We start from the raw sequence: 18327 nt of genomic DNA, 5'->3' as shown, positions 1-18327 counted from the left end.
TAATCCTAAGATTTCACCAATTGCCTCAACGCAATCTCAAAAGAAGCTTGGGCAATTTTTATTTTTCCAGGATTCGCCTTTTTGGTTTTTTCCAAGGCTGTTTTTATAGTTTTAGAGATGTCACCAAAAATACTGGCGTCATCCATGGCTACTTCGCTTTCCATAAAATAAGCAAACACCCGCGCCATTCCACAGTTGGCAATAAAATCGGGGATGACTGAAATCTTTTCATCGGCATACAAACCCGTGGGGCCAAAGAAAATCTGAGGGTCTGCAAAGGGCACATTGGCACCGCATGAGAATACCTCCACCTTGGAGGCCATCATTTTATCCACTTGCTCTTTGTTCACTAACCGCGATGCCGCAGCGGGAATGAACACTTCAAATTCCAAATCCCAAATTTTGTTATTCACCGTATCGAACGAAAGCAAATCCGGAGTGACCAACCGATTTCCATCTCTATCCACCACTAGTTTGCAAATCTCTTCGTGACTAAATCCTGCTTGGTTAATAAGTCCACCTTCGCGTGTAAGTATTCCTACAATCTTTGCCCCGGCCTGCGATAAATAGAATCCCGCGGCAGCGCCCACATTACCCCAACCTTGCACTACCACACGCCTGCCCTCCATAGCCTTGGCGGAGGAGGGCTTGCCTTTTAATTGCCCTCCCCAAAGTTCATAATAATGTTTCACCGCCTCGGCCACTCCGTAACCGGTGCACATATCGGCTACTGTATATTTTTTGTTCAGATCAGGCGTAAATGTTGAATCTTCAATCACCTTCACCACGCCTTGCCTCAATTGACCAATGCGGTTGACTTTTTGTGGCTCGGTTGGCTTGTAATGACCCGTGAATACGCCCTCTTGTGGATGCCAAATGCCAACATCTTCGGTGTGCGGAATCACTTCATGAATTTCATCTACGTTTAAATCTCCACCAGTGCCATAATAATATTTGAGCAATGGCATTACTGCCGAATACCATCGATGCAAAACACCTGCTTTGCGCGGATCGTTGGGATCAAAATTAATGCCCGATTTTGCCCCACCGATGGGCGGGCCGCTCACGGTAAATTTTACCTCCATGGTTTTGGCTAGCGATTCCACCTCGCGCTTATCCAAACCCACGCGCATCCGTGTGCCTCCTCCGGCTGCGCCACCACGAAGCGAGTTAATCACCACCCATCCTTCTGCTTCGGTTTCACTGTCTTTCCACTCAAAAACAACTTCGGGGCGTTTGTTTTCAAACTTTTGTAACAAGTTTTGCATCGTATTGAAATTAGCGGTGCAAGATTACGAATAAGCTTGGAGATTGGCACATTGTAAGCAAAGTCGCTAAGAACGCCAAGTTTGAAAAACTAGCATTTCTTTGCGGTCTTGGCGACTTTGCGTGGAATTACACTTAGAAATAATAAATGAACGCAGTTATTGACGCAGGAAACACACGGGCAAAGGCGGGAGTCTTTTTAGGAAAAGATCTGCAAGAAAAATGTACGTTCAGTTCCCTAGAAGAATTGAAAAAATTTCTTTCAGAAAATACATTCGATAATGTGCTCATTAGCTCGGTTGGAATTTCGGCCACCGCAATTGCAGAAAGTGCCAATGCAAAAGGATTGTGCCTCACGCTCTCACACATCTTGCCATTGCCCATCAAAATAAAATACGCTACTCCCCATACTTTGGGTGTCGATCGCATTGCAGCGGTGTGTGGGGCGCTCGATTTATTTCCGCAGCGCGATTGCTTGGTGATTGATGCGGGCACGTGCATCACCTATGAGTGGTTGGACAAGGAAGCAAACTATTATGGCGGGTCTATCTCACCTGGATTGGACATGAGATTAAAAGCGATGCATACGTTTACTGCCCGCTTGCCGTTAGTCAATACAAATACGGAAGTTGATTTGGTAGGCGACAGCACCGAACATGGCATGCAAAGTGGTGCATGGTATGGGGTATTGGCAGAAATAGAGGGCGTTATCGACAGATACAAAATAAAATATCCGGAAATACAGGTATTGGTGTGCGGTGGCAACGCTTCTCTTTTTGAAAACAGGCTGAAACACACCATATTTGCAGCCCCCGATTTGGTTTTAGGCGGATTGAACAGGATTTTGCTACACAATGCAGATTAAAAAAAGGGTTTCCCTCACATTTTTGCTGGTCGCTTTAGGCGCTTCTGTCCTTTTTGGTCAGGTGGCCAAAAGCAACTTCTCCGCTTTTGGCTTTGGTGATATTTACAACCGGGGCTTATCTCAAAACCAGGGAATGGGCGGAGTAGGCATCAGCAATGGCAGTTCGTGGTACATCAATAATCTAAACCCTGCGCTATTGGTAAATAACTATGTGGTTTCATTCCAAGCAGGTATGCAACTGGAAAACCGAACGGTGAACGATGGTTTCACTTCTTTAAAAAATGGCAGTGGCAATTTGAATTACTTAGTGGGGGCCTTCCCCGTAAAACCGGGCAAATGGACTACTTCGGTTGGTTTGATGCCTTACTCGTCTGTCAATTATAGGTTGATTGCACCCACGGATGTGATCGGCAGCAACAGCACGGTTTTGCAAGAAGAAATCGGGTCAGGTGGTGTGAATCAATTCTATTGGTCAAATGGTGTGAGGATAAATAAATACGTAGCCATCGGATCTAGAATCAATTATTTGTTTGGATCGATTATAAAGGAGAGCAACGAAGTGTTGTCCATCAATAGCGTGGTACCTTTTTTTACCAGTTTGTATGAACGATCATATGTAAAGGATTTAACCTTTGGTGGTGGTGTTACCCTTCTAAAAGATTCCCTGTTCAAAAAAGATTATAAATTGTCTATTGGTTTTGTGTATGACTTTCGCTCTGATCTAACTACACAAACAACCCAGCGGCTAGATAGAAAATCTAGAGTAAATAAATCGATCATTGATTCCACTACCGTTGCAAACTTTTCAGGGGCTGCCGTACTTCCCCAATCGTATGGAATGGGTATATCGTTTGGTAGGCCAACCCGCTGGATGGCCGCGGCCGATTTAATGGTGTTGGATTATACACAATTTTCTGGTTTTTCCAGAGCCACCCAATCTACTACAGGCTACCGCGCAGGTTTAGGTTTCGAAATCACCCCCGACCCTACTGGCATAGGCAATTATTTGAAGCGCATGACCTACCGAACGGGTGGTAGTTACGAAGTGTATCCTTATTTGGTAAACGGTAACCAAGTAAAGGATTTAGGTATTACTTTTGGTGTTTCAATGCCATTGGGGCTTTCTACGCTTGATTTCGGCCTGAAATTTGGCAAGCGGGGAAGCATTTCGACCAATACCATTGAAGAAGATTATTATAAGTTATACTTTGGCATGACTTTTAATGATCGTTGGTTTATAAAAAGGAAGTTTGATTAACCTATCTATGAAAATGAACATGAATTTGAAACAAGTAACTCTGCTAGGCTTTGCTCTAGCGCTCACCATTTCTGCGGCTTTTGCACAATGTAAACAACAAACATGGCCTGAGGATAAAAAAACTGCTGAAGAAAAAGTAGCTGTATTCAGTGATGCAGTAAAACAAGGCCCAGCATCATTCAATAATAACGTAACAGGCGCTGTTCGGTGGATGTTGATCAATGCACCGAAGTGGAATACCAAACTTTATGTGGATGCTGCTACCATCTATGATGGCTTGGCCACAGCCGAAAAAGATCCTGCAAAAAAGAAGATATTCATCGATTCGCTGATGATCATTTACGATTTGCGTCTGCAAAATTGTGGAGATGAAGTGAACGTTTTGAACCGTAAGGCCGGTGCCAATGTAAAACACAACATCAACAACAAAGAAAAAGCGCAAGAATTGTTAGCGATGTTCGACCGCGTGTATGAAATCAGTGGCAACAATGTGAACGATAATTTATTGGAAGCTTACATTTCTGTTATCTATGTCAACTTCATCGCTTTCAAAGGTTCATTAACTGACGAGCAAATCTTAACTCGCTACGATAAATTGATGGCTGTCATTGATGCCAAAATTGCAAAAGTGCAGCAAGAAGGCAAAACAGCGGATGTTGACAAATACAAAAAAATCAAAGCCAACATCGATGATAAGCTGATCAAAATGGTGAAAGTGGATTGTAATTTTGTAAAGAAAAACTTAGAGCCAAAATTCAGAGCCAATCCAAAAGATTTAGCCTTAGCAAAGAAAATTTTCAAGTTTATGCTGGAAGGTAATTGTGCCGATGACCCACTTTGGTTAGACGCTGCCTTAGTAATACACGAAACAGAAAAAGATTGCGGTTTGGCAAAGAACTTGGGTAAACGTTTTATCGCTACCGATTTAGCAAAAGCAGAAGGTTTCTTCAAAGAAGCGCAAACCTTGTGTACATTACCAGACGATAAAGCAGATATCTTGATTTTATTAGGTGCTGTAGAAGCCAAAAAGAATAATTCAAGAGGAGCGCGCGAGTTGTTTAGACAGGCCGGAGCAGCTAACCCTGCCAACAAAGACTCTTTTGAAAAAATTGGTGACTTGTACATGAATGCGTGCGATGAGTGCTGCAAGCGCGTGAGCAAAGCAGAAGACCGTTTGATTTACATAGCTGCTTACGATATGTATGCACGTGCTGGCAATCAACAAAAAATGGCATCCGCTCGTGCTCAGTTCCCTTCCGTTACCGAGTTGTTTGAATTGAACTGGAAAGAAGGCGAGAAAAAAACCATCAGTTGCTGGGTAGGCGAAACGGTAACGCTTCGCACCCGCGGAAAAGAATAATTAAAGTAATTTCTCTACGAAGGCTGGCTGAAAAGTCAGCCTTCTTTTTTTTAGAGTCATTTTAAAACTACTTGGATAGGCCTTATCTTTGATGTACTCTCCAATCAAAAAAAAAAGAAAACCAGTTACCATTATGCGGGAAGTGTTTTTTAAACTAGCCGTTTGCCTTTTTCTTTTTGCCGCCTGTGGCAAAAAAGAAAAACAGCTTCCCCAAGTGTATGAAGGTCCCTTGCGGCAGGCGTATGATTTTACTACTTACACCACCGAAAAAGATAAAGTAAAAGCCTTCCTAAAAGCCAAGAAAGTTTTGGAATTTCAAAATGGCGATCGCGAATTTCCAGAAGGTGTGTACATTGAATTTTTTGATTCGGTAGGCATCGTTTCTTCTACTTTGCGGGCAAACTCAGCTTTTTACTTTAAAGTTGAAAACAAATGGCGCGGCCGTGGCGATGTGGTGGTTAAAAACATGCAAAAAAATCAACAGCTAAACACTGAAGAATTGTTTTGGAAGCCCGACACACAGCGCATCTTCACCGATAAATTTGTGACCATCAAAGATGACAACGATGTGGCCTACGGCACTGGACTAGAAGCAGCTCAAGATATGTCTACCTACACCTTGAAAAACCCCAAAGGGCAGATGGAAGTGAAGGAGCAGTAATTATTCGGTATTGGGCATTGGGGATTGGGAAACCAACTACCAACAACCCGCTACTAACTTGCAATTTCGTATCTTTGTCGCGAATGAAATTAATTGATATAGTGCTGTTATCGTTGGCAGCAGGTTTCGCCATCATCGCCATTTATGAAGCAATGAAGTTTGGATTTGGAGAGGCCTATTGGGCAGTCATGCTTTCGCTCGGATTGTTTTTCTTCTACAACTATCGCAAAAAGAAAAAATAAGCATGGACTCCGGAGCCTATCTCATGATTTTTACCACGCTGGTCTTTTCCTTTTTCTTCTCGGGGATCGAGATCGCGTTTCTATCAGCCAATAAACTGCAGATTGAGTTGCAAGCCAAACAAGGTGTGCTGTGGGGCACCATCATGTCAAAGTTCATGAAAAACCCTTCCACCTTTATTGGCACAACGCTTATTGGCAACACCCTGGCACTGGTGCTTTTCGGCATTTATATGGCGCAGCTCATTGAGCCGTGGCTAACCGCTAACTTACCATCCGGCATAAACGATGAAATTTTTGTTCTCGTTTTTCAAACGTTGATCTCCACCTTATTTATTCTGTTCACTGCAGAGTTTTTGCCCAAAAGTTTATTCCTCATCAACCCCAACGCCATGCTGGCAGCCTTGGCGATTCCGTTTCGCATCATCTACGTTTTATTGGCACCACTTACTTTCTCCATCGTTTATCTTTCGAAACAAACCATCATTCATGTGTTGCGCATTGAATACTCCGAAGAGAAACCGATTTTCGGGCTCACGGATTTGAATCATTACCTCAAAAACATGATGAAGGTGCGGCACGAAGACGAAGAAATTGAGTTGGATAAAAAGATATTGACCAACGCCATGGAATTTAAAACGGTGCGCATACGCGATTGCATGATCCCGCGCACGGAAGTAACAGCCATCAGTGTAGAAGATGGGATTGAAAAATTAAAAGAAACATTTATCCAAAGTGGCCACTCCAAAATTTTGATCTACAAAGAATCCATTGAAGATGTAATCGGCTACTGCCATTCGGCTGCACTGTTTAAAAAGCCGCAACGTATTGAAGATATTTTAACTCCCATCCCACTGGTGCAAGAAACCATGTTGGCCAACGACTTGATGGTTCAATTGATAAAAGAACGAAAAAGCGTGGCGTTGGTGGTGGATGAGTTTGGTGGCACTTCGGGCATTGTGAGCATGGAAGATGTGATTGAAGAAATTTTTGGTGAGATTGAAGACGAACACGACAACGATGATTTGGTAGAGATCAAAATAGAAGATAATCTCTATCGCTTCAGCGCGCGATTGGAAGTCGATTATCTAAACGAAAAATTCAAAATCAATTTGCCCACTGGGGAGTATGAAACGCTGGCTGGACTGATTTTGGCCTACACCGAAGATTTTCCCAAGCAAGGCGACACCATTATGATTGAAGGGCATTCGTTTACGATCGAAAAAACAGAAAACAAACGCATCGATACCGTGAAATTGGCGGTTGCAAGCCCAGAAGCCTAAAGCGGGGTCATTGGCTCATCTAAAACCCTGATAATCAATACCATTATTTACCAGTACGCCTTTGGCGAATTGATATAACAAACTAAATTTGCCGTTCTTTAAAATGGGCAAGTTGGCCTTACCAACTAAATTAACTGTTAGCAAATCTTATAAGCATTTTTAATTATGGCATTGATTGGAACTTTACGCGAAAAGATGACCAAATGGGTTGTGGGCTTTGTGGCCATCGCCATTCTTTCATTTATCTTAAACGATCTTTTTGGAAACGGTCCACGTTCCATTTTTAATACAAAAGATGACTCCGTTGGCGAAATTGGTGGTACTAGCATATCTCGTGAAGAGTATCAGAACTTGGTGCAAGAACAAGAAAATAACTATCAGCTAAGCACCGGACGCCAGCCTGGAGAGAAAGAAAGGCCTACGTTACAAATGCAAGCTTGGGAGCTCTTAGTTCTTAAACACGGTATTAAGCCTGAATTCGAAAAACTGGGTGTGGAAGTTTCTGGCTCTGAGAAATCGGATATGATTTTCGGAAAAAATATCGATGAAAATGTAAAGCAGTCTTTCTTGGATTCAGCTGGAAATTTTGACCGACAAGGCCTTAGTAGATTTATTACGGAATTAGATGGACCAGCTCCAATAGAACCAAGAATGAACGCCATGTTCAATAATAGAAAATATCAATGGGAGTCATTCAAAAAAAGTTTGTTCTCAGGCCGCGAGCGGATTAAGTATGAAAATCTGTTGATCAAAACCAATTACGTTACCAACGCGGAGGCTGAAAGAGATTATCATTTGCAAAACGATGTAGCCGAAGCCAAATATTTGTACGTGCCCTTCTATGCTATCAGCGATACGGTTGTAACGCCAACCGATAGCCAGTTGCGCGATTACTATTCTAAAAACAAAGAGCGCTTCAAGACATCTGAAACTCGAAGCTTGAGCTATGTTGGATTTCCAGTAGTAGCATCGTCTGCCGATTCTGCTAACTTATTGACCGAGGCACAACGTTTTGCGAATGAGTTCAAAACCGTTACCGATGATTCAACCTTTGCGATTTCCAATAGCGACAGCAAAGAGGCCTTCACAAAGTTTAATGCTTCTACATTACCTGCTGGTCTTAATGAGCCTTCAAAGCTTGTGGTTGGAAATGTAATGGGCCCATACTTAGACAACGGAGCATACAAAGTAGTGAAGATTGTAAAGATTGGTAGCGATACCACTTATTTCGCCAAGGCAAATCATATCTTAGTTAAATGGGATGATGAAACAGATGCCGGAAAGAAAGCAGCAAAAGAGAAAGCAAGGAAGGTATTGGCTGACCTTAAAGGCGGTGCTAGCTTTTCTGATAAGGCGCGTGAGTTTAGTGCTGATAAGTCTAATTCCAATCGTGGCGGAGAACTGCCTTGGTTTCCAAAAGGACAAATGGTAAAGCCTTTTGAAAAAGCTGTATTCGATGCAAAGAAAACTGGCCTGATAGGTGATTTAGTCGAAACACAATATGGTTATCATATCATTGAAGTAACCAGCGTAAAAGAAAATGCTACCTACTCGGTGGCCACCATTGAGTTGCAAATTACGCCAAGCGATGACACGCAAAATGCAGCCTATTTGAAAGCCCAAAATTTTCTGGCACAGATTGCCAACGTAAACGAGTTCAAAGAAAAAGCCAAAAAAGAAAACTTGTTTGTGCAAGAGGCCAACGACCTGAGTTCATCTGAGCGCAGGATCGGCAATTTGGGAGATGCTCGTCAAATGATCACATGGCTTTATCGCGATGGCAAAGTGGACAAAATATCGGATGTATTTGATTTGGATGATACGTATGTGGTGGCCATCATGACAGGAAAAATGGACGAGGGTTTTAAGCCATTCGAAAAAGTGAAAGAAGAAATTACGCCTATAGTAAAGAACCAGGTAAAAGGCGAAAAAATTATTGAAAAGTTAACTGCCCAAAAAGGAACATTGGAAGAGATAGCCGCTGCCTACGGTAAAGATGCTTCTGTAAATTCTGCCAGCGATATCAAGTTGAATTCAAATTCATTGGCTTCGGTGGGCATCGAGCCAAAAGCGGTGGGCGTTGCCTTCTCTTTAGAAAGCGGAAAGCGTAGCAAACCATTTGCAGGTGAGAACGGTGTATTGATTGTAGAGACACAAAATAAAACCATTGCACCTGAAATTGGCGATTATACCATGTTCAAAAATCAATTGCTCCAAGGCTTGAATGGAAAATCTAGCTTCGGTATTGCGCAAGCCATCAAAGAGGCAGCTAAAATCGAAGACCAGCGTTATAAGTTTTTTTAGTCAATAAAACTCCAATAAAAGTCTTGTTGACAATCACGTTAGCAAGACTTTTCTATTTCTAACCGGTATGTATCCTGAGTGGACAAAATCGTTGAGGGAAAAATTAGACCAGCACCACGCGTGGCCTGAATTGTACACGTTTAAGTTTATTGTACCGAAAGGAAAAGAGCATGAAGTCATTGACTTGTTTCCTAATCATGATCATACACAACGTGCTTCTAAAAACGGAAATTACACCAGCATTACCGTGCAGATGATGATGCCCTCCACCGATGCCGTGCTTGATGTGTATATAGCGGCAGCTAAGATTGAGGGGATAATTGCATTATAGCTGGTCTCTAGTAGATATCTTTCCTGTTTCCGATTTTACGAATCTCCACAATCTTCACAACATCTTCAATTTGATAGATCACCCTATAATCTCCCACTCTGATTCTCCATAAATACTCCTTCTCTCCTTTCAATTTTTTACACCCAATAGGCCTTGGGTTATTTGCCAATGAATCGATGGCCTGCGTTAATTTTATACTCGCTTGCTTGGGCAACTCAACAAAGTTCCTTCAAATCCTGCTTTCGAATTTTAAGTTGGTAGCTCACAATCTACCAGCTTTTTTTAGTTGCTTTTTGGCCAATTCCCAATCAATCAATTCATCGTTCTTTCTGGATTCTACCGATAATGTATCGATAAGTTCATGGATCGATTCTTCATCCTCTTGAATTGTTTTCAAGTCGATGACAACAGCTTTTCGCTTATGGTTTTGATCTGTTATATAATTAACCCCTTTCATAAAGTACAATTAATTTTCAATTTACAGCTTTTTTGTGAAAGGTATTATTAAGAACAATCGATAAATTGAATTTTACTTACCTTCGAAATTAAATTCAAGGATTTATATGTGGAAAGAAGAAAACAACCGTCTCATCAAAACTTTCAAGTTCAGCAATTTTGTAGAAGCCTTTGGCTTTATGACGAAAGTTGCCCTGCTAGCCGAGAAACAAAATCACCACCCATTTTGGACGAATGTTTACAATACGGTTACCATTGAACTAAACACTCATGATGCAGGAGATATTGTTACAGACAAAGACCATGCATTGGCCAAAGCCATCGATGAAGTTAAAATGTAAGGCGTTACTATTTTCAAATTATCACATCTTCAAATTTTCAAATTAATTAATTTTCAAATTAATTCGGTGTCAAAAACTTCTCTCTATCTCGTTCCTACCCCCATCGGCAATTTGGGTGACATCACGCTGCGCGGGTTGGAAGTTTTGAAATCGGTGAATGTGATTTTAGCTGAGGACACCCGCACTTCAGGCACACTACTTAAACACTACGAAATCGCTAAACCGTTACAGAGTTTTCATATTTTTAATGAACACAAAACATTAGGCGGCCTAATCAAAAGAATGCAGGATAGTGAAACCATGGCACTGATAACCGATGCAGGCACGCCCGGCATTTCCGACCCAGGATTTCTTTTGGTGCGCGAATGTTTGAAGTCGGGGTTGAAGGTAGAGAGTTTACCGGGTGCCACGGCATTGATACCTGCTTTGGTCAACTCAGGTTTTCCCACCGACCGCTTTGTATTTGAGGGATTTCTTCCTCACAAAAAAGGCAGACAAACACTATTAAAAAAATTAGCAGAGGAAGACCGCACGATTATTTTATATGAGTCGCCCCATCGGTTGGTAAAAGCATTGGAACAAATCGTAGAATTTTTTGGTGGTGAACGAATGGTCTCTGTTTCGCGCGAGTTGACCAAGCTCTATGAAGAAACGAAAACAGGAACGGTACAAGAAGTGCTAGAACATTTTAAGTCAAAGGAAGCAAAAGGAGAAATTGTAATCGTCATCGATGGTAAAAAAGAATAATGCAGCAATCGCACCGTGGGTTTTATTCCTCATCAGTGCCGCGATGCTCAGTGGAGGATGGTTGATGAAGCCTTTTCCATTATTGATTTTTTTTGGGTTTGCTCCCCTGTTTGCCATTGTTGACCAAACAAAGCAAGAACACTCTTACTGGACAAACATTGAATTCATATTATTGGCTTTGTTCGTATCATTCTTTGCAGCGAATGGATTCGAAGGCCATTCCATTATAAAATCAATCGTGCAGGCCATTATTTTTGCAATGGCTTTTTTGGGATACACATTCGCCCATCAACAACTTGGTGAGCGATTGGGAAAATTCACTATTCTGTTTTTTTGGGCTGGATTGGAATACCTACTGCTTAAACTTCCTTGGAGAGGTAACAGCATCTTTCTTTCTGAAGTAATGAGTTCGCATTCCAATTACACTCGGTGGACGTTGCATACGGGCTTTCTTGGAATCACGCTATGGATTTTAATTGTGAACCTGCTAGCCTACTTTTCTTTCTTTCGCGCTGGCTTTAATATCTATTGGCTGGTGGCAACTCTTATTACGTTAATTGCCCCAGTGGTATACTCCTATTATTATTTAAAGGCAGATGGCATCAACCATGAGCAAATGATTGCGTTGTATAGTCATGCCGAAGTGACTGGTACCTACGCAAAGCATGGCGAACTGGTGAGCCGCACGGGCGCGTGGATTTCGGTTGTGATTTTATTATTGTCGTTTGTAAAAACCCAAACAAAGAAAAAATGAACTTAGCTCACATTGAAAAACAGACTATTGAACTATGTGAAGAGGTAGCTCATTTTATGCGAACGGAAAGTGAAAATTTTGACCGCTCCAAAATTGAGCAAAAGGGAAGTTTCAGCAACTTGGTTTCCTATGTAGATAAGGAATGTGAAAGTAGATTGGTGAAGGGACTAAGTGCTATTCTGCCCGGTTCAGGTTTTTTAGGCGAAGAGGGAACCGATACCCAAGGCACAAATGAGTATCAATGGATTATCGACCCATTGGATGGCACCACCAATTACTTACACGGCTTGCCCATCTATGCCATCAGCATTGGGCTGTTGCGAAAAAAGGAAATCGTCCTCGGTATTGTATATGAGGTAAGCCATCAAGAATGTTTCCATGCCATTGAAGGCGGGAAGGCCTATTGCAACAAAAAAGAAATTTCCATCTCGCCTATAAAAACTTTACAAGAAAGTTTATTGGCTACTGGTTTTCCGTACTATCATACTGAGAAAAAAGATAATTACTTAGAAATCATTAAACTATTTTTGGAACAAACCCACGGCATTCGCAGATTGGGCAGCGCTGCGATTGACTTGGCTTACGTTGCTTGTGGAAGAATGGAAGGTTTCTTTGAGTACAATTTAAAGCCATGGGATGTAGCCGGTGGCGCATTCATTCTTCAGCAAGCCGGAGGAAAAGTGACTGATTTTTCTGGGGGAAATAATTTTTTGTTTGGGGGAGAGTTGTGTGCAGCAGGAGGTGTCCATGAAGAGATGTTAAAGGTGATTAAGGACAAGTGGTGAGTGCTTTATAAGAATTTAGAAAAATCCTCACAAATGAAAAGGGGTCTACTGCGATACGCAATCTTGTCTACACCTATTCTGGCAATCTATGCATTGTCACCCGTACTAATTTTCGAAGTGACACCTAGGCCAGAACTGCCCACCCTCATCCTCGGAATGTTTGTAAATATTTCCATTGTATGGTCTATCAATATTCTTATTACGCTGCAACTGCAGCATCTCGAAAAATGGAAGCGATACTCTCTCAGCTATCTATTCCAATTGTTATTTCAGCTTGCCTTATTCTTCATTAGTGATTTCATCACCATTAAGCAAGATCTTGCAGAAAAATACCTTAGCTATCCCATACTTATATCCATTAGCTTTAATGCCGTCATCATCCTTCTCTGCAATTCAGTAGAGAATGCCTTCAAGAAAAATGTGGCAGAAATTGAAAACCGGGAACTGAAATTTCAGAACAGCGAAGCACAAAAACAACTATTGCTCCGCCAATTGCACCCCCATTTTTTATTTAATGCATTAAGTGTTTTGAAATCACTCATTAAAGAAAGGCCCGATACAGCTGAAGATTATTCTATAAAACTCTCAGACTTTCTAAGGTATTCGGCAAGAGCATCTGCACAAACGCTGGTGAGTTTGAGTGAAGAATTAGAATTTACAACGGGTTATATTGAATTACAAAAAGTAAGATTTGAAAATACTTTTACATTCTCCACTTCTATTCCAAGTGAGGCATTGAATTGTAAAGTACCTGTGTACTCCATTCAAACATTAGTTGAAAATGCTTTTAAACACAATTACTTTACAGAAAAAAAACCATTGAACATTCGCATTGATTACTTCAACAACCAATTGAAAATACAAAACAACAAGGTATCCATCAAAGTAACCGAACGAAGCGGTTTAGGATTAGCCAATTTAAACCAACGGCACAAACTTATTACTGGCAAAGAAATCCAAATTACTGAAACCGAAGATTCATTTTCCGTCACCCTCTCTTTGATTGCATGAAGATTGTAATTGTTGAAGACGAAAAACCTACCGCTAAAGATTTAGCAAAGACCATTCAGGCAATTGAGCCTGATGCGGAAATTGTGAAAATGATTCACTCGGTGGAGGATGGAATTGAGTACTTTCAATCCAATCCGCCCATTGACTTAATTTTCTCGGACATTCAGTTGGGCGATGGGCTAAGTTTTAAAATTTATGAATCTGTAAACAATCACGCACCTATTATTTTTTGTACAGCTTTTAACGAGTACGCGCTGGAAGCATTTAAAACTGCCGGCATTGATTATCTGCTAAAGCCATTTAGCAAAGCCACGGTGACAAAGGCGTTGGAAAAATATCAAAAGTTAAAAACCACGTTGGCGAAACCTTCTCCTGATTTTTCAAACCTGCTAAAGGAATTAGAGAAAAGCATTTATAAAAAAAGTCCCTCCGTTGTTATTTATCAAGGCGATAAGATTATTCCATTGGATGGCGCGAGCGTTGCCTTGTTCTTTATTGAAAACGAGAACACCTATGCTTTCACCTTCGAACAAAAAAAGTTTTTGGTCAACGAAAAAATGGATAAATTGGAATCAACCTTTTCACAAAATTTCTTTCGCGCCAATCGTCAGTTTTTGATCAATCGTAAAGCGGTGAAAGACGCAGCTCATTCTTTCAATCGGAAGATTACAGTCAACCTTATCGTTCCGTTCAAGGAAGAAATACAAATAGGCAAATTAAAAGTGACAGAATTTTTGGAGTGGTTGGCGGAAAACTAACGGCTAGTTCCAGTGCTTTCTCAACTTACAAGCTGAAGTTCTAATTGCTGTACTTTAACTTTCTCAGTCGCACCGTGATTATGCAACTTAAAGTTGTCGGTGTCGAAATTACAAACAAGGGCTTCAACAACTGTCCGTCTGTTTTCGATGTTACCTCCGTTATGATAAAAATGGTCTTTGGTCACAATGTTGAATTTACCCCAAAATCGTTTAATCATTTCGTTCTCTCTCCAGTCGTTGTGATGCCATGTTGAAAGAATAAATTTTGCTTTTGTTTCAGAAAGCAAATTAAATAAAAGCTCTTCGTCCTTCTCTGTCCAACCATTATAATAGTCAACATGTCTACCGAAATATGGAGGGTCACAATAAATTATATCGTTCTCTGTCGCCAACGGGATAATCTCTGAGAACTGTCTATTGTGAAACGTCCAGCTTGGTTCAGATTGTATGATTTTTGAAACTATTGAAACTTGATTTGTTATTTTAGTTGTGTATGCTTGCGCAAACCTATCGGGCTTTTTACAAAATGGGATATTCCAATTCCCTTTACTACCAAATCGCATCATTCCATTAAAGCCAGAACGGGAAAGAAAGATAAAATCGTAAGGTGAAAATTCTCCACTATTAAAACGGGCTCTCACTTTCAAATAATGTTCGTACCCATTGTTATCAGCTTTGCTTAAAAGCTCACCTTCCCTCTCAAGATAATGTTTCATTAAAGGTGCAGTAATTGTCCTTTGCTGTATGCCTTTATAGAAGTTTATGATGTGTGGATTCGTGTCATTTAAGATTGCTTTTTTGTATCCTGAATTGAAGGCAACTACACCTGTTCCAAGAAATGGCTCAATCCATTTACCCTTAACCTTTGGAGCAAGTTCCATAATCCAAGGTACTAACTTGGTTTTTATGCCTTGACTTTTTATTGGTGGAACAACTACTCTCATTTCCTTTTCTTGTTAGAAATTTTAGAAACGATTTTATTCCATAGGTCAGTTCTACCTTTAAACTCCAAGAAATCCTTTAGCGTTGTGATTTTTATTGGCTTGCCGTCCTTTACCATCGTAGCTGAGCCATAATTTATCCAATACTCGTCAAACCATTCTTCACCTAATTGACTAAAAATTCCGCTACCGTTTTTTAAGTCAGCAATATCAACAACAGAACCAATATTGGCTGTATTTCCTGAACCTTGTTTATCACTTGCAATTTTCCATTTTTCCGATGCGAAAACGTCAAAGTCCTTTATAACCGATGTTATAGATTTTAAATTCTTTACAGTTGTTACCGAACGTTCTCCAACTTTTCTGTTTGGAGTATCATACTCTTCTTGAAGCTCTTCAACTTGAAAAATTTCAGTCTCAGCGAGGTCGTCCAAAAGATCCGTTCGTGTGTATATTACGCCTAAGCAATAGTGTCCAGTATATTGATTGTAAGGGAACTGGATATTTTTGTCTTTATCTCTTTCTTTGAAATAGCCTCCATGACTCCCCAATGTAAAACCAGCAGTTTTATCATTTCGCCTGAAAGTTGTTTTGATGTCGAGAGCAAACTTTATTTCCTCTTTTTTCTTGTTTACAAATGTCAGGTCTGGATACCAATTTTGTTTTTCAGCTAGAATAATTTTATAACCAATTCGGTCAGCAAACTGTAGGATTTGGGGAAAGATGTGAATTTCAATGATTTTTGAAACTATTTTGGTGTCTGAGGAAATCGTGTAAACATTCTTATAAACATCTATAAATCCCTTTATAGTCCAGTCTCCATCGTCAGACGAAACGTACTTTTCGAGTTTGTCAGCAAACTTGTCTAGCTCTTTTTTGAAATCAGCTTTGTATTTCTTTCTCGCATTCAAATTCATCATTCAAATGTAACTAAAAAATCGTCCTTTTTCCTCAGTCAATTTTGGGTCGTTGGGGCCTTTATACCATATGGTATAACTACCAAATACACAAAACAACTCACAACGAAACTTGCGCAAACCATTCAAAAATAGCTGGCTTTAAGCCAACTGGCAACACGCCTCCCGTCCATTTCACCTCTCCTTTTGTCCACTTCACCCAAAAACTCATTCTGTAGCTGATGGCTTTGTAGAATTTTTGTGCCGTAATCAAAACGAATTATGACACAAAATGTAAAACGAACCCTTCTAACCTGTGCCTTGGCGCTCATCACGCTTGCGGCCTTTCCACAAACCGAGTCTTCCATTATTGGTCAGTGGAAAGATATAGAGCAACCCGACCGCCAAATGGAATTTTACCTAGACAAAGATGGACTCTACTATGCCAAGGCTGTCAACGACAAAAGTAAAGAGTCCATTAACGGAAAGGTATTGGTGAAAAAATTAAAGTTCGATGAGGCTACCAAAACCTTCAAAGGCCTGATGTCTCCACCCGATGCAAAACTGGAGCTAAACGTCACCATCAGCTTTAGTGGTCAAGACAAGTTAAAGATTGTTGCCAAAAAATTTGTGATGACAAAAACCCTTCAACTGGTGCGGATAAAATGACTTTAAAAATGCCAAACTGTTTAGTCTTACTCTCATTTTCAAATTAGCCCATTTTCAAATTCTCCAAATCAATTCTTCAATATGAAAAAACTACTCTTTCTACTGCTCTGTCTCAATTTTATAGACAGTAGCGCCCAGCAGGTTTTCAACGACCTCGACTCGTTTCTCAAATATGCCAATAGCAAAAGCACTTCATTGCAGTCAGGTCAGATAAAAATGGATCAAGCAAAAAAAGCAAAGATTGCCGCAATCGCCAGTATACCTGATCCTAATGGAAGCGCATCATTCAGCTATACTGATAATTTAACGTTACCTGTGACACTTTTCCCGGCCAATTTCAGTGATCCAAACGCTCCGGCAAATGAGTTTAGAGCGCAACGGCTAGGCGTACGATACAATTCAACGTTGAGTAACTATGCGGAGATCAAACTATTCAATTTGGAAGGTTGGCATAATTTAAAGGCTTCCAAACAAAACCTTGATGCTACTGCTTTCGACAACAAACTGACACTAAAAACACTATACGATAACATCGCAAGTACATATTTCAATATTGTGCAATTGCAAGAGCAGCTGGAATCCGCAAAGGAAAACATAAAAGTAAGTGATACGCTATTTCAAATAGCGTTAAATAAATTCAACCAAGGCCTTCTAAAACAGCAAGATGTAAATGAAACCAAAGTAAGCTATTTAAACTCACAAGAAAACGCCAAACAAATTACTTTTATTATCGAACAGCAATATTTAACGCTCAAGGCACTGGCAGACATTTCCGACAAAGACTCCATTGTCATACGTCATCTCGTGTCAACTGAGCCCTCCGCAACAGCTCCAGAAATAGTTTTCAACAACCTTAATTTGGCCAGCACGATTGCGAAAGAAAATGTAGCTTTTACCAACTTTAGAAAAAACAAGTCTTCAAAACATCCAACTCTCTCTCTTTTTCTTTCAAACTCTCTAACACAGTATAACACAAGTGCAGGCCTGTTTGATAGTAATTGGCAATGGTATGATGCAACTGCCATTGGGTTTAAAATTGCAATGCCCTTGCCTTTCAGCGCAGCTAGAATATCCGCTAACGCAGAGGCAAAATACAACCACCTTCTGGCACAAAAAAATACTGAACATGCGCGGGTCAAAGCAGAACTAGACAATAGACAGTTGAGTACAGACTACAATAAAGCGTGGTCGCAGTTTGTAACAAACAAAGAGATTTATAAACTAAAAAACGACAGCTACCACAAAAACAGAAATTTATATGAACAAGGTCTTCTGAGTACTGACAGAACATTGGATAGTTTCAATGCGATGGTTAACAGTCACTATAGTCTCATTACTTCTGCGATCAGCCTTTTACTAGCGGACGCTAAAATTGAAATCAACAACACTATTAAATAACGCC

22 protein-coding genes are annotated in these 18327 nt (G+C 40.5%); 16 read left to right on the top strand and 6 right to left on the bottom strand.

Going from position 1 to position 18327, the window contains the following annotated elements:
• Positions 1-5 precede the first annotated feature (5 nt).
• Entirely contained in the window at positions 6-1268 is a 1263-nt protein-coding gene (locus KA713_19915; GenBank protein UXE66675.1) for an amino acid dehydrogenase, read from the bottom strand.
• A 146-nt stretch (positions 1269-1414) separates the two neighbouring features.
• Here KA713_19915 and KA713_19910 point away from each other — a divergent pair, with 146 nt between their 5' ends.
• The 8 genes from KA713_19910 to KA713_19875 all read left to right on the top strand — a co-directional run bounded on the left by KA713_19910 (position 1415) and on the right by KA713_19875 (position 9567).
• Positions 1415-2131: a type III pantothenate kinase gene (locus KA713_19910; GenBank protein UXE66674.1), complete on the top strand. Its 717-nt coding sequence runs from the start codon at positions 1415-1417 to the stop codon at positions 2129-2131.
• A complete protein-coding gene (locus KA713_19905) occupies positions 2121-3389 on the top strand; it encodes a hypothetical protein (protein ID UXE66673.1) in 1269 nt (422 codons plus the stop codon). Before KA713_19910 ends, KA713_19905 begins: the two co-directional genes overlap by 11 nt.
• Positions 3390-3402: 13 nt before the next feature.
• On the top strand, positions 3403-4749 hold the full coding sequence (locus KA713_19900) for a hypothetical protein (GenBank protein ID UXE66672.1): 1347 nt from the start codon (positions 3403-3405) through the stop codon (positions 4747-4749).
• Between the two features lie 133 nt (positions 4750-4882).
• On the top strand, positions 4883-5410 hold the full coding sequence (gene lptC / locus KA713_19895; protein UXE66671.1) for an LPS export ABC transporter periplasmic protein LptC: 528 nt from the start codon (positions 4883-4885) through the stop codon (positions 5408-5410).
• Between the two features lie 83 nt (positions 5411-5493).
• Entirely contained in the window at positions 5494-5652 is a 159-nt protein-coding gene (locus KA713_19890) for a hypothetical protein (GenBank protein ID UXE66670.1), read from the top strand.
• 2 nt (positions 5653-5654) lie between these two features.
• Positions 5655-6932, top strand: coding sequence for an HlyC/CorC family transporter (locus KA713_19885; protein ID UXE66669.1), 1278 nt, complete (start codon positions 5655-5657; stop codon positions 6930-6932).
• Between the two features lie 165 nt (positions 6933-7097).
• Positions 7098-9236 carry a peptidylprolyl isomerase gene (locus KA713_19880; GenBank protein UXE66668.1) on the top strand — a complete coding sequence of 713 codons (2139 nt, stop codon included), beginning with the start codon at positions 7098-7100 and terminating at the stop codon, positions 9234-9236.
• 67 nt (positions 9237-9303) lie between these two features.
• The gene (locus KA713_19875; protein UXE66667.1) at positions 9304-9567 is read left to right on the top strand and encodes a DUF493 family protein; all 264 of its coding nucleotides are present in this window, start codon (positions 9304-9306) and stop codon (positions 9565-9567) included.
• A 7-nt stretch (positions 9568-9574) separates the two neighbouring features.
• On the opposite strand, the gene KA713_19870 is transcribed toward KA713_19875, so the two are convergent.
• Together KA713_19870 and KA713_19865 are read right to left on the bottom strand one after the other, a co-directional pair.
• Positions 9575-9781 carry a type II toxin-antitoxin system RelE/ParE family toxin gene (locus KA713_19870; protein UXE66666.1) on the bottom strand — a complete coding sequence of 69 codons (207 nt, stop codon included), beginning with the start codon at positions 9779-9781 and terminating at the stop codon, positions 9575-9577.
• A gap of 48 nt (positions 9782-9829) precedes the next feature.
• The gene (locus tag KA713_19865) at positions 9830-10024 is read right to left on the bottom strand and encodes a hypothetical protein (protein UXE66665.1); all 195 of its coding nucleotides are present in this window, start codon (positions 10022-10024) and stop codon (positions 9830-9832) included.
• A gap of 106 nt (positions 10025-10130) precedes the next feature.
• On the opposite strand from KA713_19865, the gene KA713_19860 reads away from it, so the two are divergent.
• The 6 genes from KA713_19860 to KA713_19835 are packed head-to-tail and all read left to right on the top strand — an operon-like array spanning position 10131 to position 14419.
• Positions 10131-10364: a 4a-hydroxytetrahydrobiopterin dehydratase gene (locus tag KA713_19860; protein UXE66664.1), complete on the top strand. Its 234-nt coding sequence runs from the start codon at positions 10131-10133 to the stop codon at positions 10362-10364.
• Between the two features lie 57 nt (positions 10365-10421).
• The gene (gene rsmI, locus KA713_19855; protein UXE69204.1) at positions 10422-11111 is read left to right on the top strand and encodes a 16S rRNA (cytidine(1402)-2'-O)-methyltransferase; all 690 of its coding nucleotides are present in this window, start codon (positions 10422-10424) and stop codon (positions 11109-11111) included.
• Positions 11095-11865, top strand: a complete 771-nt coding sequence (locus KA713_19850) for a hypothetical protein (protein UXE66663.1) — start codon at positions 11095-11097, stop codon at positions 11863-11865. Before rsmI ends, KA713_19850 begins: the two co-directional genes overlap by 17 nt.
• A complete protein-coding gene (locus KA713_19845) occupies positions 11862-12650 on the top strand; it encodes an inositol monophosphatase (GenBank protein ID UXE66662.1) in 789 nt (262 codons plus the stop codon). The genes KA713_19850 and KA713_19845 overlap by 4 nt, the downstream gene beginning before the upstream one ends.
• Before the next feature lie 33 nt (positions 12651-12683).
• Complete coding sequence (locus tag KA713_19840; protein UXE66661.1) at positions 12684-13661, top strand: histidine kinase; 978 nt, start codon at positions 12684-12686, stop codon at positions 13659-13661.
• The gene (locus KA713_19835; GenBank protein UXE66660.1) at positions 13658-14419 is read left to right on the top strand and encodes a response regulator transcription factor; all 762 of its coding nucleotides are present in this window, start codon (positions 13658-13660) and stop codon (positions 14417-14419) included. The genes KA713_19840 and KA713_19835 overlap by 4 nt, the downstream gene beginning before the upstream one ends.
• Before the next feature lie 20 nt (positions 14420-14439).
• Here KA713_19835 and KA713_19830 read toward each other — a convergent pair whose 3' ends face one another.
• From KA713_19830 to KA713_19820, 3 genes are all read right to left on the bottom strand, one after another.
• Positions 14440-15363, bottom strand: a complete 924-nt coding sequence (locus KA713_19830) for a Dam family site-specific DNA-(adenine-N6)-methyltransferase (GenBank protein UXE66659.1) — start codon at positions 15361-15363, stop codon at positions 14440-14442.
• Positions 15360-16280, bottom strand: a complete 921-nt coding sequence (locus tag KA713_19825; GenBank protein UXE66658.1) for an EcoRV family type II restriction endonuclease — start codon at positions 16278-16280, stop codon at positions 15360-15362. The genes KA713_19830 and KA713_19825 overlap by 4 nt, the downstream gene beginning before the upstream one ends.
• 97 nt (positions 16281-16377) lie before the next feature.
• Positions 16378-16530, bottom strand: coding sequence for a hypothetical protein (locus KA713_19820; protein ID UXE66657.1), 153 nt, complete (start codon positions 16528-16530; stop codon positions 16378-16380).
• 8 nt (positions 16531-16538) lie between these two features.
• Here KA713_19820 and KA713_19815 point away from each other — a divergent pair, with 8 nt between their 5' ends.
• Both KA713_19815 and KA713_19810 read left to right on the top strand, forming a co-directional pair.
• On the top strand, positions 16539-16925 hold the full coding sequence (locus KA713_19815) for a hypothetical protein (protein UXE66656.1): 387 nt from the start codon (positions 16539-16541) through the stop codon (positions 16923-16925).
• An 81-nt stretch (positions 16926-17006) separates the two neighbouring features.
• Entirely contained in the window at positions 17007-18323 is a 1317-nt protein-coding gene (locus KA713_19810; GenBank protein ID UXE66655.1) for a TolC family protein, read from the top strand.
• Positions 18324-18327: the final 4 nt, after the last annotated feature.

This window comes from Chryseotalea sp. WA131a (assembly GCA_025370075.1).
Lineage (GTDB): Bacteria > Bacteroidota > Bacteroidia > Cytophagales > Cyclobacteriaceae > ELB16-189.
The sequence above is the reverse complement of the archived record's forward strand: the minus strand, read 5'-3'. Positions and strand labels throughout refer to the sequence as shown.